Source organism: Thermus thermophilus HB8, assembly GCF_000091545.1.
Taxonomy (GTDB): Bacteria; Deinococcota; Deinococci; order Deinococcales; family Thermaceae; genus Thermus; species Thermus thermophilus.
Genome location: NC_006461.1, coordinates 286,504 through 305,517 on the forward strand (window position 1 = coordinate 286,504; position 19,014 = coordinate 305,517).

Consider the following 19,014-nt stretch of genomic DNA (forward strand, 5'->3'; position numbering starts at 1 on the left):
CGCCAGCGGGTAGACTGGGAGGATGTGGATCTACGGGCGAAACCCGGTCCTCGAGGCCCTGCGGGCGGGCCGGGCCCGGCGCGTCCTCGTGGCGAGAGGGGTGGAGGGCTGGCTCCTGAAGGAGCTGGAAAGGCTCGGGGCCCCGTACACCTTGGTCCCCCGCATTGAGCTGGACACCCTCCTCCGCACCACCCACCACCAGGGGATCGCCGCCGAGGTGGAGGACCCCCCCTACGCCAGCCTGGAGGACGCCCTCCGCCTCGCCGCCTCCCGGAAGGAGCCCCCCCTCCTCGTGGCCTTGGACGGCGTCACCGACCCCAGGAACTACGGGGCCATGATCCGGAGCGCCCTCGCCCTCGGGGCCCACGGGGTGGTCTCCGAGGAGCGCCGGGCCGCCCCCCTCTCTCCCCTCGCCCTGAAGGCGAGCGCGGGGGCCGCCCTGAAGCTCCCCGTGGTCAAGGTGAAGAACCTCCCCCGGACGCTGAAGGCCCTCAAGGAGGAGGGGCTTTGGGTCTACGGCCTGGACGTCCGCGGGGAGAAGGCCCCCTGGGAGCTGGACTACGCCCGGCCCCTGGTCCTGGTGGTGGGCTCCGAGGGGGAGGGGATGCGTCGGCTCGTGCGGGAGACCTGCGACGAGCTCTTCCGCATCCCCATCCGGGAGGAGGCGGAGTCCCTGAACGCCTCCGTGGCCCTGGGGATCGCCCTCTACCAGGCGAGGCTCGCCCGGGGTGTAGGATAGGGGCGTGGACTGGGTCAGGCTCCTCTCCCGCCTCGTCCAGGCGGAAAGCCTCCCCGGGGAGGAAGGGGAGGCGGCGGGGCTCCTCCTCGAGGCCCTGAAGGGGATGGGCCTCGAGGCCACCCTGGACGAGGCGGGGAACATCGAGGCCCTCCTCGGCGAGAAGGGGCCCGAGGTGGTCCTCACCGGGCACATGGACGTGGTGCCCGTGGGCGACCCCGCCCGCTGGCCCTACCCCCAGGGGGCCGTGGCCGAAGGGTCCCTCTGGGGCCGGGGGGCGGTGGACATGAAGGGGAGCCTGGTGGCCATGCTCCTCGCCCTGGAGACCCTGGCGCGGGGGGCCTTAAAAGGGCGGGTCCGCTTCCTCGCCGTGGTCCAGGAGGAGGTGGGGGGCCTCGGGAGCCGCTTCGCCGCGGAAAGGCTTTCCCCCCTGGCCTTCGTCCTGGGGGAGCCCTCCTCGGGGCGGCTCATGCGGGGGCACCGCGGGCGGGCGGAGGTGTGGGCCGACTTTGAGGGCAGGGAGACCCACGCCGCCCTCGCCGGGCCGGAAAACCCCCTCTTTGACCTAGGGGCCTACCTCCTCGCCCTCCAGGACCTCCCCCTGCCCCCCGGGGTGAAGCTCACCCCCACCCGGGTGGACACCCACCCCGGGGCCCGGAACCAGACCCCCGGGGTGGTGCGGCTCTACCTGGACGTGCGCTACGAGCCCGAGGCCGACCTGGACGGGCTCCTCGCCGCCTTGCGCACCCTGGGCCCGGCCTCGGTCTACCTGCCCGAGGAGGAGAGGGCCTCCGGGGAGGTGCGGATGACCCTCCCCGCCCTCTGGCCCCCCTACCGCCTCCCGGAGGACCACCCTCTCCTGCAGGCGGCCCTCCAAGCCCTGGGGCAGGAGGAGGCGGGGCTTTGGCCCTTCACCACCGACGCCCCCTACCTCGGGGCCAAGGCCCCCGTCCTGGGCCTGGGCCCGGGGGACCCCGCCTTGGCCCACACCCCCATGGAGCACGTCCCCTTGCGGGCCGTGGAGGAGGCGGCCCAGGCCTACGTGCGGCTGGTGGAGGCCCTATGGAACGCCGCTTGATCGCAGGGAAACCCTACCGCAGGCTTCTCGTGGCCCCGAGGCCCGTGGCCGAGGGGATGAAGGCCCGCCTCGAGGCCCGGGGCCTCCCGGTCTACCTGGAGACCCCCTTCGCCGGCCTGCCCGAGGCGGCCACGGGCACCTACATGGGGGACGTGGCCCTGTACGTGCCCGAGGAGGTCCTGGGCGAGGCCGAGGCCCTTTTGCGGGAGGACGTGCCGTGAAGGTGGTGGGCCTGGACCTGGGCGGCACCAAGATCGCCGCCGGCGTCTTTGACGGAAAGAGGCTCCTCTCCAAGGTGGTCGTCCCCACGCCCAAGGAGGGCGGGGAGCGGGTGGCCGAGGCCCTGGCCGAGGCCGCGGAGCGGGCGGAGAGGGAGGCGGGGGTCCGGGGGGAGGCCATCGGCCTGGGGACGCCCGGCCCCCTGGACTTCCGCCGCGGGGTGATCCGCTTCGCCCCCAACATCCCGGGGGTCCAGGACTTCCCCATCCGCCGGATCCTGGAGGAGGCCACGGGGAGGCCCGTCTTCCTGGAAAACGACGCCAACGCCGCCGCTTTGGCCGAGCACCACCTGGGGGCGGCCCAGGGAGAGGAGAGCTCCCTCTACCTCACCGTCTCCACGGGGATCGGGGGCGGGGTGGTCCTGGGGGGAAGGGTGCTCCGGGGGGAGCGAGGGCAGGGCGGGGAGCTCGGCCACCTGACCCTCCTCCCCGGGGGGCCCGCCTGCGGCTGCGGACTGGAGGGCTGCCTCGAGGCCCTGGCCGCGGGCCGCGCCCTGGAGCGGGACGCCACCTACGCCTTCCAGCGCCCCGTGGACACGCGGGAGCTCTTCCGCCTCTTCCAGGCAGGGGACCCCAAGGCGGAGCGCCTCGTCCTCCAGGCCGCCCGGTACGTGGGCATCGGCCTCGCCAGCCTGGTGAAGGCCTTTGACCCCGGGGTGGTGGTCCTGGGGGGCGGGGTGGCCCTGAACGCCCCCGAGGGGTACTGGGAGGCCCTCCTCGAGGCCTACCGCCGCTACCTCCAAGGCTGGGAGGCCCCCCCCTTGCGGAGGGCCCGCCTGGGAGCCGAGGCCGGGCTTCTGGGCGCGGCCCTCACCGCCTACCTGGAGGTGAAGGATGGAAGCGGGTAAGGTCCTGGTCTACGCCGGTGCCTTCCTTCTCCTCCTCGGGCTCCTCCTCCTCTACTTCCCCAAGCTCTTCGCCTGGTTCGGCCACCTGCCCGGGGACATCCGCATTGAGCGGGAGGGCCTAAGGGTGTACATCCCCATCACCTCCGCCCTCCTCCTCTCCCTCCTCCTCACCCTCCTCCTCAACCTCTTCCGCCGCTAGCCGGTGGAAGGCGAGGGTGAAGGCCGCGACCACGGGGCCCCGAAGCCCGAGGGTAAGGGGCCCCCGCTTCGCCGGGAGGGCGTAGCGGAACACGGGGGCCAGGTCCAAGACCCCCACCTCCCCTTGGTCCAGGGTGAGGAGGGGCCAGGGGGGGTCTTCCAAGCCCATGGCCCGCCCCTCCAGGCCGAGGACCCCCGCCTCCTCCAGGAAGAGCTCCAGCCGGGCCTCCGCGCCGGGTTCCAGGAGGGCCGCCCGGTACTCCCCTGCCTCCTCCTCCAGGCCGAAGGCCTCCCCGGGAAGGAGGAGCGCCTCCTCCCCGAGCGCCCCAGGGGGCGCCAGGGGAGCCCGTGGAAGGCGCCTCCCCGCAGATGGCGGTGCCGGGGTGCGAACCCCCGCCTCCCCCCACGCCTTGAACCCCGGCGGACCGCCTTATACCCTTAGGGGTATGGTGCGGGTCTACGGCGTCCCCGGCTGCGGCCCTGCGAGATCGTGAAGATGTTCCTGGCGCAAAAGGGCGTCCCCTTTGAGTTCGTGAACGCCCGGGAAGACGAGGAGGCCCGGAAGAAGGTCACCGCCCTGGCGGGAAGCCCCACCGCCGGGGTGGTCTTGGAGTGGGAAGGGGGCACGGAGGTGATCCGGGGGGTTTCCCCGGCGAGCCTCCACGCCTGGCTCGCCCGCTACCGGGGCAAGGAGGCCTGAAGGGCCTTAAGGTGGTGGGCCTCGTGGTAGGCGGCGGCCCTAAGCCAGCCCAAGGGGTTCAGCTCCCCGAAGAAGGGGTGGGGGAAGGTGGCGGGGTTTTGGGGATCCGCCTTGGCCACCTCCTCCAGGAGGAAGGCCCGGGCCCTGTCCAGAAGGGCCAGGACCTCCTCCAGGGAAAGGCCCCCTTTGGGCCGCACCCCCTCGGGGGCCTGGGGCTTGCCGTCCTTGAACTCCCCGGGCTTCACGGGAACAGGGGGAAGGTTCTCCCCGGCCGCAAGGCGCCTCAAGCGCCTCAGGACCCGGGCGGTGGAGTCCTCCACCAAGGCGACGTGCTCCGCCACCATGAGGGGGGTCCAGGCCCCCTCCCGCAAGGGGGCGGAAAGCCAAGCGGGGTCCGCCTCCCGAAGCAGGGCGAGGAGGGCCTTGCGGCTCGCCTCGAGCCGCTTTAGGGCCTCGTCCCAGGTGCCGTAGTCTTCCAACCGGACCATACCTCACTATAAACTAGCCGAGAAAGCCTCCGCCAATACGGAGCGAGGCCCAAAGCCGGGGCCCGTGGCTCGCCTCAGCCCGGCCCTGGGCTTTGGAAGTTCTTGGAAGACGTTTTCGTGTTGGGCCCTTCGCCTTCGGTATAATCCCCCCATGCTCACCGTGGACCTTTCGGGCAAAAAGGCCCTGGTCATGGGGGTCACCAACCAGCGGAGCCTGGGCTTTGCCATCGCGGCCAAGCTCAAGGAGGCGGGAGCGGAGGTGGCCTTAAGCTACCAGGCGGAAAGGCTCCGCCCAGAGGCGGAAAAGCTCGCCGAGGCCCTGGGGGGCGCCCTCCTCTTCCGGGCGGACGTGACCCAAGACGAGGAGCTGGACGCCCTCTTCGCCGGGGTGAAGGAGGCCTTCGGGGGGCTAGACTACCTGGTCCACGCCATCGCCTTCGCCCCCAGGGAGGCCATGGAGGGAAGGTACATTGACACGCGGCGCCAGGACTGGCTTCTGGCCCTCGAGGTCTCCGCCTACTCCCTGGTGGCCGTGGCCCGAAGGGCGGAGCCCCTCCTCAGGGAAGGCGGGGGGATCGTCACCCTCACCTACTACGCCAGCGAAAAGGTGGTGCCCAAGTACAACGTCATGGCCATCGCCAAGGCGGCCCTCGAGGCCAGCGTCCGCTACCTGGCCTATGAGCTCGGGCCCAAGGGGGTTAGGGTGAACGCCATCTCCGCGGGGCCCGTGCGCACCGTGGCGGCGAGGAGCATCCCCGGCTTCACCAAGATGTACGACCGGGTGGCCCAGACCGCCCCCCTCAGGCGGAACATCACCCAGGAGGAGGTGGGCAACCTCGGCCTCTTCCTCCTCTCCCCCCTGGCGAGCGGCATCACCGGGGAGGTGGTCTACGTGGACGCGGGCTACCACATCATGGGGATGGAGCTGGAAGGGTAGGCCACCCCCCTTTTTCCCACCGGGCCTCGGCTAGCATGGAGGGGATGAGGCGACCTACCCCCACGGTCTATGTGGGCCGCGTCCCCATAGGGGGCGCCCACCCCATCGCCGTGCAGTCCATGACCAACACCCCCACCCGGGACGTGGAGGCCACCACCGCCCAGGTCCTGGAGCTCCACCGGGCGGGAAGCGAGATCGTGCGCCTCACGGTGAACGACGAGGAGGCGGCGAAGGCCGTGCCCGAGATCAAGAGGAGGCTCCTCGCCGAGGGGGCGGAGGTGCCCCTGGTGGGCGACTTCCACTTCAACGGGCACCTCCTCCTGCGCAAGTACCCAAAGATGGCCGAGGCCCTGGACAAGTTCCGCATCAACCCGGGCACCCTGGGGCGGGGGCGGCACAAGGACGAGCACTTCGCCGAGATGATCCGCATCGCCATGGACCTGGGGAAGCCCGTGAGGATCGGGGCCAACTGGGGAAGCCTAGACCCCGCCCTCCTCACCGAGCTCATGGACCGAAACGCCAGACGCCCCGAGCCCAAAAGCGCCCACGAGGTGGTCCTCGAGGCCCTGGTGGAAAGCGCCGTGCGCGCTTATGAAGCCGCCTTGGAGATGGGCCTCGGGGAGGACAAGCTCGTCCTCTCCGCCAAGGTCTCCAAGGCGCGCGACCTGGTGTGGGTCTACCGGGAGCTCGCCCGCCGCACCCAAGCCCCCCTCCACCTGGGCCTCACCGAGGCGGGGATGGGGGTGAAGGGGATCGTGGCCTCGGCCGCCGCCTTAGCCCCTCTCCTCCTGGAGGGCATCGGGGACACCATCCGGGTCTCCCTTACCCCGGCCCCGGGCGAGCCCCGGACCAAGGAGGTGGAGGTGGCCCAGGAGATCCTCCAGGCCCTGGGGCTTCGCGCCTTCGCCCCCGAGGTGACGAGCTGCCCCGGGTGCGGCCGCACCACCAGCACCTTCTTCCAGGAGCTCGCCGAGGAGGTCTCCCGCCGCCTCAAGGAAAGGCTTCCCGAGTGGCGGGCCCGCTACCCCGGGGTGGAGGAGCTCAAGGTGGCGGTGATGGGCTGCGTGGTGAACGGCCCCGGGGAGAGCAAGCACGCCCACATCGGCATCTCCCTCCCGGGGGCGGGGGAGGAGCCCAAGGCCCCGGTCTACGCCGACGGCAAGCTCCTCACCATCCTCAAGGGGGAGGGAATCGCCGAGGAGTTCCTTAGGCTCGTGGAGGACTACGTCAAGACGCGCTTCGCCCCCAAGGCCTGATGGACCCCTTCCGCTTCCAGGTGGAGGCCCGCGCGGGCAGGGCCCGGGTGGGGAGGCTCTTCACCCCCCACGGGGCGGTGGAGACCCCCCTCTTCATGCCCGTGGGCACGGCGGGCTCGGTGAAGGGCCTTATGCCCAAGGACCTCGAGGCCATCGGAAGCCAGGTCCTCCTCACCAACACCTACCACCTCCTCCTCCGCCCGGGCCCCGAAAGGGTGAGGGCCCTCGGGGGGCTTCACGGCTTCGCGGGGTGGAAAGGCCCTTGGCTTACGGACTCCGGGGGCTTCCAGGTGATGAGCCTCGGACACATGCGCCGCATTGACGAGGAGGGGGTGGTCTTCCAAAGCCACCTGGACGGGCGCCTCATCAAGCTCACCCCGGAAAGGAGCATCGCCGTGCAGGAGGCTTTGGGGGCCGACCTCATCATGGCCTTTGACGAGTGCCCCCCCTACCCCTCCCCCCGGGAGTACCTCGAGGCCTCCCTGGAGCGCACCCTCCGCTGGCTGGAGCGGAGCCTCAAGGCCAAGACCCGGCCCGACCAGGCCCTCTTCGGCATCGCCCAGGGGGGGACGGACCCCGAGCTCAGGCGCCGCTCCACCCTGGAGACGATCCGGTTTGACCTCCCGGGCTACGCCATCGGGGGCCTGGCCGTGGGGGAGCCCAAGGAGGCCATGTTCGCCATGGTGGAGCTCTCCACCCGCCTCCTCCCCGAGGACCGCCCCCGCTACCTCATGGGGGTCGGCCACCCCGAGGACCTGGTGGCGGCCATGGGGCTTGGGGTGGACCTCTTTGACTGCGTCTACCCCACCCGCACGGGCCGCTTCGGGAGCGCCCTGGTGCCGGAGGGGCGGCTCAACCTGAAAAACGCCCGCTTCCTCGAGGACAGGCGCCCCCTGGAGGAGGGGTGCGACTGCTACACCTGCCAGACCTTTGGCCGCGCCTACCTCGCCCACCTGGTGCGCGCCGGGGAGATGCTCGGGGGGATCCTCCTCTCCCTCCACAACCTGCGCCACCTCCACCGCCTCACCGAGGCCGCCCGGCAGGCCATCCGCGAGGGGCGTTACGGGGACTTCGCCCGGGAGTTCGCCAGGAGGCGCTTCGGCCGGGAGGTGCCCCCCTGGTTCCGCGAGGCCCTGGCCGCCGGGGGCCACGGGTAACACCACCCCATGCCGGCCTGCGCCGGCATGGGGCCCCGGCAAAAGGCGCCTGGTGGACCGAAGAGGGGATAAAATCTCCCCGGTATGACGCCAAGGCATCTTATCCTGGGCCTCCAGCACACGGTGGCCATGTTCGGGGCCACCGTCTTGGTCCCCCTCCTCACCGGCCTCAACCCGTCCGTGGCCCTCTTCACCGCCGGGGTGGGCACCCTGGTTTTCCACCTGGTCACGGGGCGGATGGTCCCCGTCTTCCTGGGCTCCAGCTTCGCCTTCATCGCCCCCATCCTGGCGGCCAAGGAGGCGGGCTTTTCTTTGAGCGCCATCGGGGGCGGGATCGCGGCCGCGGGGCTCGTCTACGTCCTCTTCGCCCTCCTCGTCCTCCTCATCGGCTCCGAACGGGTCCGCCAGGTCTTCCCCCCCGTGGTCACGGGCCCCGTGATCGTGGTCATCGGCCTCACCCTGGCCCCGGTGGCGGTGGAGATGGCGGGCAAGGACTGACTCCTCGCCGTCTTCACCTTCTTGGGGGCCGTGGCGAGCGCCGTCTTCTTCCGCGGCCTCTTCCAGATGGTCCCGGTGCTCGTGGGGGTGGGGGCGGGCTACCTCCTCGCCCTCCTCCTCGGCCGGGTGGACCTCTCCCCCGTGCGGGAGGCCCCCTGGTTCGCCCTCCCCGCCTTCACCCCGGCCACCCTGGAGTGGGGAGCCGTCCTCCTCATCGCCCCCGTGGCCCTCGTCACGGTGATGGAGCACATCGGGGACATCCTCACCAACGGCCGGGTGGTGGGGAAGGACTTCTTCGTCAAGCCCGGCCTCCACCGCACCCTCCTCGGGGACGGGCTCGCCACAAGCCTCGCCGGGCTTTTAGGCGGCCCCGCCAACACCACCTACTCCGAAAACACCGGGGTCCTGGCGGTGACCCGGGTGTACGACCCCTTGGTCCTCCGCATCGCCGCGGGCTTCGCCATCCTTCTCGCCTTCATCCCCAAGCTCTCCGCCCTTCTCCAGACCCTGCCCCAGGGGGTGCTGGGGGGGATCTCCATGCTCCTCTTCGGGATGATCGCCTCCATCGGCATCCGCACCCTGGCGGAAGCGGAGATTGACTTCACCCAAAGCCGCAACCTCATCGTGGTCTCGGCCATCCTCGTCCTGGGCCTGGGCGGGGCCGTGGCCAACCTGGGGACGGTCCAGGTGGCCGGGGCGGCGGTGCCCCTCAAGGTGAGCGGCATGGCCCTGGCCGCCCTGGTGGGGGTGGTCCTCAACCTCCTCCTGCCCCCCAGGCTGGAGCCCCGAACCCTCCTGGAGGAGGAGGAGCGGCTCCCCTGAGGCCACCCCGTGCGGGCCCAAGCCCGCATGGGAGCCCCGGCAAAAGGGGGCTTCTTTCGGGCCAGCCGAGCCAAGGGAAGGAGAAAGAACGGGAGGACCCTAAAAGGGCCTCCCACGTTGCGAAACCCACGCCCGGGCGCTCAGCCCTCGCGGTAGAAGCGGCTTCCCTTGTAGTAGTCCTCGAGGACCACCTTGAGGAAGGCGGCCGCGGGGACGGCGAGGAGGGCCCCCCAGAGGCCGAAGAGGGTGCCCCCCGTAAGGATGGCGGCGATGGCCGTGACGGGGTGAAGGCGGGTGGCCCGCCCCACGATGAGGGGCCCGAGGACGTGGGCCTCCAGCTGGTTCGCCGCCACCATGACCAAAAGGGCCAAGGCCGCCTTCCCCAGCCCCCCGGTGGCGGCGAGGAGCAGGGCGGGCACCCCCGAGACCACCACCCCCACGAAGGGGATGAGGTTGAAGACCCCGGCCAAAAACCCCAGGCTCGCCGCGAGGGGCACCCCCACGAGCCAGAAGCCGAGCCCCACGAGAAACCCCACGCAAAGGGCCACCAAAAGCTGCCCCCGCACGTAGCCGCCCACGCTGGCGTTGAGCTTGGCGGCGAGGTCTTGGGCCAGGGGCTGGTAGGGCTCGGGGAAGACGGCGAGGGCCGCCCGGCCCAGGCGGGGAAGGTCGTAAAGGAAGTAGGCGGAGAGGATCAAGGCGGTGAAGAGCTGGAAAACCCCGCCGAGGAGGGAGGTGAAAAACCCGAGGAGGCTTCCCCCCTGGGCCAGAAGCCCCTGGAGCCAGCGGACGAGGGCCTCCAGAAAGCCCTGGAGGAGGCCCCGGAGGTTCCGGGTGAGCTCCTCCAGAACGGGCCTCAGGCTTTCGGGGACGGGCACGGCCTGGGCCCGGTCGGGCAGGGCCACGAGCCAGGCCAAGAGGGGGTCCAGAAGCCGGGGCAGGTCCCGGGCCAGGCGGGAGAGCTCCACCACCGTCTGGGCGGCGAGGAAGGAGGCCAGGGCGAGGAAGAGGCCGAGGAGCAGGTAGACGAGGACCACCCCGACCGCCCGCGGCAGGCGGCGCCTTTCCAGGGCCTGGACCAGGGGGTGGACGAGGTAGGCGAAGGCGAAGGCGGTGAGGAGCACGGAAAGGGCGGGCCAGGCCCGCGCCACCAAAAGGAAGAGGCCGTAGAAGAAGAGGAGGTAAGCGGCGACCCGCACGTACGGGTTCTCCCAGACCTTGAGGAAGGCCTCGCGCATGGCCCATTCTTACACCAGACCCGGGGGGCTTGTGCCATAGGGGTGGCGGGTATTACCCTGGGTGGGGTATAGCGGGGGTAAGGGACAAATGTACCCACCCACGCGGAGGGTCCCTGTGGCAGAATGGGAGCCGCTGACGGGAGCGTAGGGATGAAGACCCCTGCTTGGTCCAGACTCGCCGGCTACGCCTGGGGCGTCCTCCTCTGGAACGTCCTCGTGGCCCTCTTCGGGGCCTACGTGCGGGCCACGGGCTCGGGGGCGGGGTGCGGGGCCCACTGGCCCACCTGCAACGGGGAGGTGATCCCCCGCGCGCCCCAGGTGGAGACCCTCATTGAGTTCACCCACCGGGCCACCTCGGGCCTGGCCTTCCTCTCCGTCCTCGCCCTCTTCCTCTGGGCGCTCCGGGCCTTCCCCAAGGGGCACCCGGCCCGCTTCGGCGCCGGGCTTGCCCTCTTCTTCATGGTCACGGAGAGCCTGGTGGGGGCCTCCCTGGTCCTCTTCGGCTGGACGGCGGACAACGTAAGCCGGGAAAGGGCCGTGGTCCAGATGGTCCACCTGGCCAACACCTACTTCCTCCTCGCCGCCTTGGCCCTCACCGCCTGGTGGGCCTCCGGGGGAGGCCCCTTGCGCCTTCGGGGACAGGGGGCCGTGGGGCTCGCCCTCTTCCTCGGGCTTCTCGCCCTCCTCTTCCTGGGGATGAGCGGGGCGGTCACCGCCTTGGGAGACCTCCTCTTCCCCGTGGGGAGCACCCTCGAGGCCCTGGAGCGCTCCCTGACCCCGGGCGAGCACTTCCTGGTGCGCCTCAGGGTCCTCCACCCCCTGATCGCCGTGAGCGTGGGGCTCTACGTGGTCTTCGCCGGGTATTTGGTGGCCCACCTGCGGCCCTCTCCCCTCACAAGGCGCCTTGCCCAGGGGCTCGCGTACCTCTACGGGGCCCAGCTCCTCGCCGGCCTCATCAACGTGGCCTTAAAGGCCCCGGTCTGGATGCAAATCCTCCACCTCCTCCTGGCCTACGCCATCTGGCTCCTCTTCGTCTTCCTCGCCACCTCCGCCCTGGAACGGGGCGCGAAGCGGGTGGAGCTCGGCGAGGGCGGCGAGGCGGTCCACCGGGGCACGGGCGGGGCCACCTGGCGGGACTACCTCGCCCTCACCAAGCCCAGGGTGATCAGCCTTCTCCTCTTCACCGCCCTCTTCGGCGCCCTCATCGCCGCCAAGGGCTGGCCCGGCCTCGGGGTCTTTCTCGCCGTGGCCCTGGGAGGGTACATGATGGCCGGGGCGGCCAACGCCATCAACATGGTGGTGGACCGGGACATTGACGCCCGCATGAAGCGGACCGCCAAGCGGCCCACCGTAACCCAGCGGGTCTCCAGCCGGGACGCCCTCCTCTTCGCCTTCGCCCTCGCCGTCTTGGGGTTCGCCGTCCTCTGGTGGGGGGCGAACCTCCTCGCCGCCACCCTCGCCCTCATGGGCCTCATCTGGTACGTGCTGGTCTACACCCTCTACCTCAAGCGGCGCACCTGGCACAACATCGTCATCGGCGGGGCCGCCGGGGCCTTCCCGCCCCTCGTGGGCTGGGCTGCGGTCACCGGGGAGCTCAGCCTCTTCGCCTGGTACCTCTTCGCCCTCATCTTCTTCTGGACCCCGGTGCACTTCTGGGCCCTGGCCCTCATGATCCAGGACGACTACCGGGCGGTGGGGGTGCCCATGCTCCCCGTGGTCCTGGGGGAGCGGGCCACGGTGATCCAGATCGCCCTCTACGCCCTCCTCACCGCCCTGATCTCCCTGATGCCCCTCCTCCTCGGGGAGCTCGGCCTCCTCTACCTCGCGGCGAGCCTCCTCCTCAACGCCCTTCTCCTTCTGAAAAGCCTGGCCCTCTACCGCCGGCCCGAGCGGAGAACCGCGGTTTCCCTGTATAAATACTCCATGCTCTACCTGGCCCTGCTCTTCGCGGCCATGGCGGTAGACCGGGCAGTGTAAAGGGAGGTAACGGGATGCAGAGAAGCTTCGCGGCGCTAGGTCTTTGGGGTCTGTCCCTGGCCCAGGAGGCCCACCGGGTGGCCATCACCCACCCGGGCGGCTCCTTCAACCAGGAGGTGGCCTTCCTCTTCCCTTGGGTCTACTTCTTCTCCTTCCTGATCTTCCTGGTGGTGGCCGGGTCCTTGGCGTACGTCACCTGGAAGTTCCGGGCAAGGCCCGAGGACCAGGAGGAACCTCCCCAGATCCACGGGAACGACCGCCTCGAGGTGGTCTGGACCCTGATCCCCCTGGCCATCGTCTTCGTCCTCTTCGGCCTCACGGCCAAGGCCCTCATCCAGGTGAACCGGCCCATCCCTGGGGCCATGAAGGTGGAGGTCACCGGGTATCAGTTCTGGTGGGACTTCCACTACCCCGAGCTCGGCCTGCGCAACTCCAACGAGCTCGTCCTCCCCGCCGGGGTACCCGTGGAGCTGGAGATCACCTCCAAGGACGTGATCCACTCCTTCTGGGTGCCGGGCCTCGCCGGGAAGCGGGACGCCATTCCGGGACAAACGACCCGGATCTCCTTTGAACCCAAGGAGCCCGGCCTCTACTACGGCTTCTGCGCCGAGCTCTGCGGGGCGAGCCACGCCCGCATGCTCTTCCGCGTCGTGGTCCTCCCCAAGGAGGAGTTTGACCGCTTCGTGGAGGCGGCCAAAGCCTCCCCGGCCCCCGTGGCCGATGAGCGGGGCCAGCAGGTCTTCCAGCAGAACTGCGCCGCCTGCCACGGCGTGGCCCGGAGCATGCCCCCCGCGGTCATCGGGCCCGAGCTTGGGCTTTGGGGCAACCGCACGAGCCTGGGGGCGGGCATCGTGGAGAACACCCCGGAAAACCTCAAGGCCTGGATCCGCGACCCCGCGGGGATGAAGCCCGGGGTGAAGATGCCCGGCTTCCCCCAGCTCTCCGAGGAGGACCTGGACGCTCTGGTGCGCTACCTGGAGGGGCTCAAGGTGGAGGGGTTTGACTTCGGGGCCCTGCCCAAGTTCTAAGGGAGGTGCGGGATGGCGATCACGGCAAAGCCGAAAGCGGGCGTTTGGGCGGTCCTTTGGGACCTGCTCACTACGGTGGACCACAAGAAGATCGGCCTCATGTACACGGCCACGGCCTTCTTCGCCTTCGCCCTGGCGGGGGTCTTCTCCCTCCTCATCCGCACCCAGCTGGCCGTGCCCAACAACCAGTTCCTCACCGGGGAGCAGTACAACCAGATCCTCACCCTGCACGGGGCCACCATGCTCTTCTTCTTCATCATCCAGGCCGGGCTCACCGGCTTCGGTAACTTCGTGGTGCCCCTGATGCTGGGGGCGCGGGACGTGGCCCTCCCCCGGGTGAACGCCTTCAGCTACTGGGCCTTCTTGGGGGCCATCGTCCTCGCCCTCATGAGCTACTTCTTCCCCGGCGGGGCCCCCAGCGTAGGCTGGACCTTCTACTACCCCTTCTCCGCCCAGTCGGAAAGCGGGGTGGACTTCTACCTGGCGGCCATCCTCCTTCTGGGCTTCTCCAGCCTCCTTGGTAACGCCAACTTCGTGGCCACCATCTACAACCTCCGGGCCCAGGGGATGAGCCTCTGGAAGATGCCCATCTACGTCTGGAGCGTCTTCGCCGCCAGCGTCCTCAACCTCTTCTCCCTGGCGGGGCTCACCGCAGCCACCCTCCTGGTGCTTCTGGAGCGGAAGATCGGCCTCTCCTGGTTCAACCCGGCCGTGGGCGGGGACCCCGTTCTCTTCCAGCAGTTCTTCTGGTTCTACTCCCACCCCACGGTCTACGTGATGCTCCTCCCCTACCTCGGCATCCTCGCCGAGGTGGCCTCCACCTTCGCCCGGAAGCCCCTCTTCGGCTACCGGCAGATGGTCTGGGCCCAGATGGGGATCGTGGTCCTGGGGACCATGGTCTGGGCCCACCACATGTTCACCGTGGGCGAGTCCACCCTCTTCCAGATCGCCTTCGCCTTCTTCACCGCCCTCATCGCCGTGCCCACGGGGGTCAAGCTCTTCAACATCATCGGCACCCTCTGGGGCGGGAAGCTGCAGATGAAGACCCCCCTCTACTGGGTTTTGGGCTTCATCTTCAACTTCCTCCTCGGGGGGATCACCGGGGTCATGCTCTCCATGACCCCCCTGGACTACCAGTTCCACGACTCCTACTTCGTGGTGGCCCACTTCCACAACGTCCTCATGGCGGGCTCCGGCTTCGGGGCCTTCGCCGGCCTTTACTACTGGTGGCCCAAGATGACGGGCCGGATGTACGACGAGAGGCTGGGCCGGCTCCACTTCTGGCTCTTCCTCGTGGGCTACCTCCTCACCTTCCTGCCCCAGTACGCCCTGGGCTACCTGGGGATGCCCCGGCGCTACTACACCTACAACGCCGACATCGCCGGCTGGCCCGAGCTCAACCTCCTCTCCACCATCGGCGCCTACATCCTGGGCCTGGGCGGGCTGGTCTGGATCTACACCATGTGGAAAAGCCTCCGCTCCGGCCCCAAGGCCCCCGACAACCCTTGGGGCGGTTACACCCTGGAGTGGCTCACCGCCTCGCCTCCCAAGGCCCACAACTTTGACGTGAAGCTTCCCACCGAGTTCCCCTCCGAAAGGCCCCTTTACGACTGGAAGAAGAAGGGGGTGGAGCTCAAGCCCGAGGACCCGGCCCACATCCACCTGCCCAACAGCTCCTTCTGGCCCTTCTACTCGGCAGCCACCCTCTTCGCCTTCTTCGTGGCGGTGGCGGCCCTCCCCGTGCCCAACGTCTGGATGTGGGTCTTCCTCGCCCTCTTCGCCTACGGCCTGGTGCGCTGGGCCCTGGAGGACGAGTACAGCCACCCGGTGGAGCACCACACCGTCACGGGCAAATCCAACGCCTGGATGGGGATGGCCTGGTTCATCGTTTCCGAGGTGGGCCTCTTCGCCATCCTCATCGCGGGCTACCTCTACCTGCGCCTCTCCGGGGCGGCCACGCCCCCTGAGGAAAGGCCCGCCCTGTGGCTTGCCCTCCTCAACACCTTCCTCCTGGTGAGCTCCTCCTTCACCGTGCACTTCGCCCACCACGACCTCCGCCGGGGCCGGTTCAACCCCTTCCGCTTCGGGCTTCTCGTCACCATCATTCTCGGCGTCCTCTTCTTCCTGGTGCAGTCCTGGGAGTTCTACCAGTTCTACCACCACTCCAGCTGGCAGGAGAACCTCTGGACCGCGGCCTTCTTCACCATCGTGGGCCTCCACGGCCTGCACGTGGTGATCGGAGGCTTCGGCCTGATCCTCGCTTACCTCCAGGCCCTAAGGGGCAAGATCACCCTCCATAACCACGGCACCCTCGAGGCCGCCAGCATGTACTGGCACCTGGTGGACGCCGTCTGGCTGGTGATCGTCACCATCTTCTACGTCTGGTAGTCAAGAAGGCCGCAAAGCCCCCCGCTTAGGCGGGGGGCTTTGCTATGAAAAGGGAAGGGATGCGGCTTTTGGTGGTGGACTTTGACTACTTCTTCCCCGTGCCCCAAGACCCCAGGGACCCCTTGGCCCCCCTCTTCGCCTGGGCCCACTTTGAAACCCCCTACTACCTCCTCGAGGCCTGGGAGGAGCGGGCCTTGGCCTTCCTCCTCCGGGGGCTTTCCCTGCCCGAGGCCCGGGGTTGGGAGGGGTTTTGGGGGCGCTTCGCCTTCGCGCGGGAAGCGGTGCTCTACTACGCCGAAAGCAACGCCCTCGCCTTCCACCCCGAGGTGCGCCGGGGCGTGGAAGAGGTGGTCCTCTTTGACGCCCACCACGACGCGGGCTACCGCCCCTTGGGGGAGGAGCCCGCCTGCGACGACTGGATGGTCTTCTACCACCGCCTAGGGGCGAGGCTTCGGGTCTACTACCCCCCTTGGCGGGACCCCTCCTTGGAGCCCGAGCCAAAGGTGCCCGTGGCCCTCGAGGTGGACCCCGGGGGGAGGGTGGAGGGGGTGTTCCACCGCGTCTTCGTCTGCCGGAGCGGGGCCTGGGTGCCTCCCTGGGCCGACCCCGGCTTCTTCGCCTTTCTGGAAGAAGCTCCCTTGCCCAAGGTGGCCCTCGAGGCCCTCCTTCCCAGGCCCTTTTCCCTGGAGGCCCTGAAGCGGCGGGTGGCCCTCGAGGGGTTCGGCCTGCGCTTCATGGAGCGCCTGAAAGGCAGGGCCGGCTAAGCGGTGGACAACCCTCTCCCCTTGGCCTATAATCACAAAGGCTATTGGGCCGTTAGCTCAGCTGGCAGAGCAACCGACTTTTAATCGGTAGGTCGCAGGTTCGAATCCTGCACGGCCCACCAAGCCGAGGCCCCATCGTCTAGCGGTTAGGACGCGGCCCTCTCAAGGCCGAAACGGGGGTTCGATTCCCCCTGGGGTCACCACGGGCGGCTAGCTCAGCTGGCCAGAGCACTCGCCTTACAAGCGAGGGGTCAGAGGTTCAAGTCCTCTGCCGCCCACCAGGCGGGGCGGGCCCTTTGGGCCCGCCCTTTCTTTCCCCGCCCCGGGACCCCACCCTTTCTCCCTGCATTCTTCGCTCGGCTAGCCCCTTGAGAACCCTTTACCGGGGCCCCCATGCTGGCGCAAGCCGGCATGGGGTGGGATCACACCTCCGGAAGCCGCCGGACCGCCCAGAGGCCCAGGACGGCCAGGCCCGCGGAGAGGAGGAAGAGCGCCCCGTAGCCCCAAGCCCCCACCACCCACCCTCCGAGGACCGGGGAGAAGGCGAAGAGGCCCAGGAAGCTGTTGGCGAGGCCCACGGTGGCGGTCCGCTCCTCGGGCGGGGCCAGGTTGAGGAGGTAGGTGTTGCCGGCGATGCCCAAGGCGGCAAGGTAGGCCCCCTGCAGGAAGAAGACCAAGGCGAAGGCCCCGGGGGGAAGGGCGAGGGCGAGGAGGGGCGTGGCGAGCACCAGCACCCCCCCTCCGAGAAAGACGGCCTTCGCCCCCCTCCGGGCCAGGGCGGACCAGAGGGCGTTGGAGAGGATGAAGGCCAGGGCGTTGAGGGCGAGGTAGAGGCCGAGCTCCGCCTCCTTCCCCAAGACCCGGACCGCGTAGGCGGCGTAGAAGGGCTCCACCATGCCCGCAAGCCCCAGGAAGAGCCGGGCCGTGAGGTAGGCGCGAAACCCGGGGCGCCTCAGGGGAAGGCGGAGGTCGGTGCGCCCCACCGCCACCTCCTCCTCGGGCTCCTCCACCCGCCCGAAGACGTACCACGCCGCCCCGTAGGCCAGGGTCCCCAGGGCGAAGAGGAGGGCGTAGCCCAGGGGAAAGGGAAGGTCCAGGCCCAGAAGGGCCCGCACGCCGAAGCCGGCCAGAAAGGCCAAAACCCCGCCTCCCATGTAGATCGCGGCGAAGAGCCCGGGCCGCTCCTCGCGGGGCACGGCCTTGGCCAACACCTCCCAGTAGGGCAGGCTGGCCACGGCGGTGAAGAGGGCGAAAAGAAAAAGCCCCGCCAGGAAAACGCCGAGAAGCAGGCCCGGCCACGCCCCAAGGAAGAAGGCCCCAAAGACGAGAAGCAAAAGCCCCGCGAAGCGGAAGGCCGAGGCCCTGCGGTAGAGGGGAAGCTTCCGCCCGTGGCGCGCCACCCACCCCACCAAAAGGGCCTGAGGGAGCAGGCCCCCCGCCAGGGGAAGGGCGGGGACGAGGCCGATGAGGACCGGGGAGGCCCCGAGGCGGGCGGCGAAGCTCGCCAGGATGATGTTGGGGTTCATCAGCGTGTCCCCGAGCCAGATCAGCCAGCCGTTGAGGAGGATCCGGCCCCGGTTCCCGCGAAGCCCGCCTAAAATGCTAAGGATGATCCTCCTGCCCTCCCTCGGTCCCCTCCACATACTCCACCCACGCTACAACGCCGCCACGGTCCTGGCCATCCTCGAGGCGGCCAACCCCCCCGTGGTCTACCTGGCCTCCCACTCCGAGGCCTCCCTCGCCGAGGGCACCTGGCGGGAGGAGGACCCCCTCCTCTTCCACCTCCTCCCCTGGGCGGAGGCGCGGGGCGTGCCCGTGGTGCCCGTGGACCGGGAGGCCCACCTGAAGGGGGAGGCGGAGGCCTTCCGGGAGGCCTTGGCCCAGTACCCGGCGGCCCGGCCCCACCTGGAGCGCCTGGCCGCCTTTGACCGGGACCTCTCCGCCCTCCTGCAAAGGCCCCTCACCCCGGAGCGCCTCTACGCCCCCGAGTTCCTGGGCGAGCTCGGCGCCCTCTACGAGGGCTTCGTCCGTGCCTTCGGCGAGGGCCCGGCCACGGGCTTCCGGGCCAGGCGGGTGGCGGGGGTGGTGGAGGCGCTGAAGGGCCGGGAGGGGGCCGTGGTGGCGGACCTTTTGGACTTCCTCCTTCTCCTCGAGGCCTTCCCCCAGGAAGGCCCCCCGCCCCACCGGCCCACGGAGGCGGAGCGCGTCCGGGCCCTTTTGGACCGGGCCTGGCTCCTTAAGGAGGAGGACGACTGGGGCGCGCTTGTGGAGCAGCTCTTCGCCATCGGCTCCCCGGAGGCCCTGTACCTTGCGGCCCAGGTCTACCTGGCCTCGGGGCAGTGGGAGGACGCCCTGGCCCTCATGGAGGAGGTCTTCCGCATGGACTTCCAGCACCCAGGCTACCTCCCGGGGTACGTCCTGGCCCGGATGGGGCAGCTTCTGGACCTCGCCGGGGAGCGGGAGCGGGCCTTACGGGCCTACCGGGGGGTCCTGGCCCTCTCCTGGGCCCCGGAGGAGGCGAGGGCCGTGGCCCTGGCGGGGCTGAAGACGCCTTTCCGCCTCTAAGCGGAAGCCGCGGTGGGGGCTCTCCAACCAGGGCATTTGTCCCGGAAGCGGGGGGCTA

General features: G+C 69.9%; 16 protein-coding genes, 3 tRNA genes and 2 pseudogenes. 18 read left to right on the forward strand and 3 right to left on the reverse strand.

Going from position 1 to position 19,014, the window contains the following annotated elements; all coding sequences use genetic code 11:
* Positions 1 to 22 precede the first annotated feature (22 nt).
* The 6 genes and pseudogenes from rlmB (at position 23) to TTH_RS01590 (ending at position 3,838) form a co-directional block, all read left to right on the forward strand.
* Complete coding sequence (gene rlmB / locus TTH_RS01560; RefSeq protein WP_011174056.1) at positions 23 to 739, forward strand: 23S rRNA (guanosine(2251)-2'-O)-methyltransferase RlmB; 717 nt, start codon at positions 23 to 25, stop codon at positions 737 to 739.
* Between the two features lie 4 nt (positions 740 to 743).
* Positions 744 to 1,814, forward strand: a complete 1,071-nt coding sequence (locus TTH_RS01565; protein ID WP_011227840.1) for a M20 family metallopeptidase — start codon at positions 744 to 746, stop codon at positions 1,812 to 1,814.
* Entirely contained in the window at positions 1,799 to 2,035 is a 237-nt protein-coding gene (locus TTH_RS01570; protein ID WP_011174054.1) for a hypothetical protein, read from the forward strand. The genes TTH_RS01565 and TTH_RS01570 overlap by 16 nt, the downstream gene beginning before the upstream one ends.
* On the forward strand, positions 2,032 to 2,940 hold the full coding sequence (locus TTH_RS01575) for a glucokinase (RefSeq protein ID WP_011174053.1): 909 nt from the start codon (positions 2,032 to 2,034) through the stop codon (positions 2,938 to 2,940). Before TTH_RS01570 ends, TTH_RS01575 begins: the two co-directional genes overlap by 4 nt.
* Positions 2,927 to 3,139, forward strand: coding sequence for a DUF2905 domain-containing protein (locus TTH_RS01580; protein WP_008632579.1), 213 nt, complete (start codon positions 2,927 to 2,929; stop codon positions 3,137 to 3,139). The genes TTH_RS01575 and TTH_RS01580 overlap by 14 nt, the downstream gene beginning before the upstream one ends.
* A gap of 445 nt (positions 3,140 to 3,584) precedes the next feature.
* A pseudogene (locus TTH_RS01590) lies at positions 3,585 to 3,838 on the forward strand (glutaredoxin family protein).
* On the opposite strand, the gene TTH_RS01595 reads toward TTH_RS01590, so the two are convergent.
* Entirely contained in the window at positions 3,817 to 4,326 is a 510-nt protein-coding gene (locus TTH_RS01595) for a DinB family protein (protein ID WP_011174045.1), read from the reverse strand. The pseudogene TTH_RS01590 and the gene TTH_RS01595 sit on opposite strands and share 22 nt — an antisense overlap.
* 151 nt (positions 4,327 to 4,477) lie before the next feature.
* On the opposite strand from TTH_RS01595, the gene TTH_RS01600 reads away from it, so the two are divergent.
* The 4 genes and pseudogenes from TTH_RS01600 (at position 4,478) to TTH_RS01615 (ending at position 8,996) form a co-directional block, all read left to right on the forward strand.
* The gene (locus TTH_RS01600; RefSeq protein ID WP_011227843.1) at positions 4,478 to 5,263 is read left to right on the forward strand and encodes an enoyl-ACP reductase FabI; all 786 of its coding nucleotides are present in this window, start codon (positions 4,478 to 4,480) and stop codon (positions 5,261 to 5,263) included.
* Between the two features lie 35 nt (positions 5,264 to 5,298).
* Positions 5,299 to 6,519, forward strand: coding sequence for a flavodoxin-dependent (E)-4-hydroxy-3-methylbut-2-enyl-diphosphate synthase (gene ispG, locus TTH_RS01605; RefSeq protein ID WP_011227844.1), 1,221 nt, complete (start codon positions 5,299 to 5,301; stop codon positions 6,517 to 6,519).
* Positions 6,519 to 7,676: a tRNA guanosine(34) transglycosylase Tgt gene (tgt, locus tag TTH_RS01610; protein ID WP_011227845.1), complete on the forward strand. Its 1,158-nt coding sequence runs from the start codon at positions 6,519 to 6,521 to the stop codon at positions 7,674 to 7,676. The genes ispG and tgt overlap by 1 nt, the downstream gene beginning before the upstream one ends.
* 84 nt (positions 7,677 to 7,760) lie before the next feature.
* Positions 7,761 to 8,996, forward strand: a pseudogene (locus TTH_RS01615) (uracil-xanthine permease family protein).
* A 140-nt stretch (positions 8,997 to 9,136) separates the two neighbouring features.
* On the opposite strand, the gene TTH_RS01620 reads toward TTH_RS01615, so the two are convergent.
* Positions 9,137 to 10,234, reverse strand: a complete 1,098-nt coding sequence (locus tag TTH_RS01620; protein WP_011227848.1) for an AI-2E family transporter — start codon at positions 10,232 to 10,234, stop codon at positions 9,137 to 9,139.
* 150 nt (positions 10,235 to 10,384) lie between these two features.
* Between TTH_RS01620 and TTH_RS01625 the strand changes: the two genes are divergently transcribed.
* The 7 genes from TTH_RS01625 (at position 10,385) to TTH_RS01655 (ending at position 16,672) form a co-directional block, all read left to right on the forward strand.
* Positions 10,385 to 12,211 (forward strand): heme o synthase, encoded by a 1,827-nt coding sequence (locus TTH_RS01625; protein ID WP_011227849.1) that lies wholly within the window; start codon positions 10,385 to 10,387, stop codon positions 12,209 to 12,211.
* A gap of 14 nt (positions 12,212 to 12,225) precedes the next feature.
* Positions 12,226 to 13,239 (forward strand): cytochrome c oxidase subunit II, encoded by a 1,014-nt coding sequence (gene coxB / locus TTH_RS01630; RefSeq protein WP_011227850.1) that lies wholly within the window; start codon positions 12,226 to 12,228, stop codon positions 13,237 to 13,239.
* Positions 13,240 to 13,251: 12 nt separating this feature from the next.
* Positions 13,252 to 15,627: a cytochrome c oxidase subunit I gene (gene ctaD, locus TTH_RS01635; RefSeq protein WP_011227851.1), complete on the forward strand. Its 2,376-nt coding sequence runs from the start codon at positions 13,252 to 13,254 to the stop codon at positions 15,625 to 15,627.
* Between the two features lie 44 nt (positions 15,628 to 15,671).
* Complete coding sequence (locus tag TTH_RS01640) at positions 15,672 to 16,391, forward strand: hypothetical protein (RefSeq protein ID WP_011227852.1); 720 nt, start codon at positions 15,672 to 15,674, stop codon at positions 16,389 to 16,391.
* Between the two features lie 46 nt (positions 16,392 to 16,437).
* A tRNA-Lys gene (locus TTH_RS01645) sits at positions 16,438 to 16,513 on the forward strand.
* A gap of 6 nt (positions 16,514 to 16,519) precedes the next feature.
* A tRNA-Glu gene (locus TTH_RS01650) sits at positions 16,520 to 16,594 on the forward strand.
* 1 nt (position 16,595) lies between these two features.
* A tRNA-Val gene (locus tag TTH_RS01655) sits at positions 16,596 to 16,672 on the forward strand.
* Positions 16,673 to 16,813: 141 nt separating this feature from the next.
* On the opposite strand, the gene TTH_RS01660 is transcribed toward TTH_RS01655, so the two are convergent.
* The gene (locus tag TTH_RS01660; protein WP_164926086.1) at positions 16,814 to 17,917 is read right to left on the reverse strand and encodes an MFS transporter; all 1,104 of its coding nucleotides are present in this window, start codon (positions 17,915 to 17,917) and stop codon (positions 16,814 to 16,816) included.
* Positions 17,918 to 17,990: 73 nt separating this feature from the next.
* Here TTH_RS01660 and TTH_RS01665 point away from each other — a divergent pair, with 73 nt between their 5' ends.
* On the forward strand, positions 17,991 to 18,956 hold the full coding sequence (locus TTH_RS01665; RefSeq protein ID WP_011227854.1) for a tetratricopeptide repeat protein: 966 nt from the start codon (positions 17,991 to 17,993) through the stop codon (positions 18,954 to 18,956).
* Positions 18,957 to 19,014: the final 58 nt, after the last annotated feature.

Coding starts and splice junctions, on each gene's coding strand:
- TTH_RS01625 (WP_011227849.1), top strand. CDS start 10,385: ATGAAGACCCCTGCTTGGTCCAGACTCGCCGGCTACGCCTGGGGCGTC.
- rlmB (WP_011174056.1), top strand. CDS start 23: ATGTGGATCTACGGGCGAAACCCGGTCCTCGAGGCCCTGCGGGCGGGC.
- tgt (WP_011227845.1), top strand. CDS start 6,519: ATGGACCCCTTCCGCTTCCAGGTGGAGGCCCGCGCGGGCAGGGCCCGG.
- TTH_RS01580 (WP_008632579.1), top strand. CDS start 2,927: ATGGAAGCGGGTAAGGTCCTGGTCTACGCCGGTGCCTTCCTTCTCCTC.
- coxB (WP_011227850.1), top strand. CDS start 12,226: ATGCAGAGAAGCTTCGCGGCGCTAGGTCTTTGGGGTCTGTCCCTGGCC.
- TTH_RS01620 (WP_011227848.1), bottom strand. CDS start 10,234: ATGCGCGAGGCCTTCCTCAAGGTCTGGGAGAACCCGTACGTGCGGGTC.
- ctaD (WP_011227851.1), top strand. CDS start 13,252: ATGGCGATCACGGCAAAGCCGAAAGCGGGCGTTTGGGCGGTCCTTTGG.
- TTH_RS01570 (WP_011174054.1), top strand. CDS start 1,799: ATGGAACGCCGCTTGATCGCAGGGAAACCCTACCGCAGGCTTCTCGTG.
- TTH_RS01660 (WP_164926086.1), bottom strand. CDS start 17,917: ATGAACCCCAACATCATCCTGGCGAGCTTCGCCGCCCGCCTCGGGGCC.
- TTH_RS01595 (WP_011174045.1), bottom strand. CDS start 4,326: ATGGTCCGGTTGGAAGACTACGGCACCTGGGACGAGGCCCTAAAGCGG.
- TTH_RS01600 (WP_011227843.1), top strand. CDS start 4,478: ATGCTCACCGTGGACCTTTCGGGCAAAAAGGCCCTGGTCATGGGGGTC.
- TTH_RS01640 (WP_011227852.1), top strand. CDS start 15,672: ATGAAAAGGGAAGGGATGCGGCTTTTGGTGGTGGACTTTGACTACTTC.
- TTH_RS01665 (WP_011227854.1), top strand. CDS start 17,991: ATGCTAAGGATGATCCTCCTGCCCTCCCTCGGTCCCCTCCACATACTC.
- ispG (WP_011227844.1), top strand. CDS start 5,299: ATGGAGGGGATGAGGCGACCTACCCCCACGGTCTATGTGGGCCGCGTC.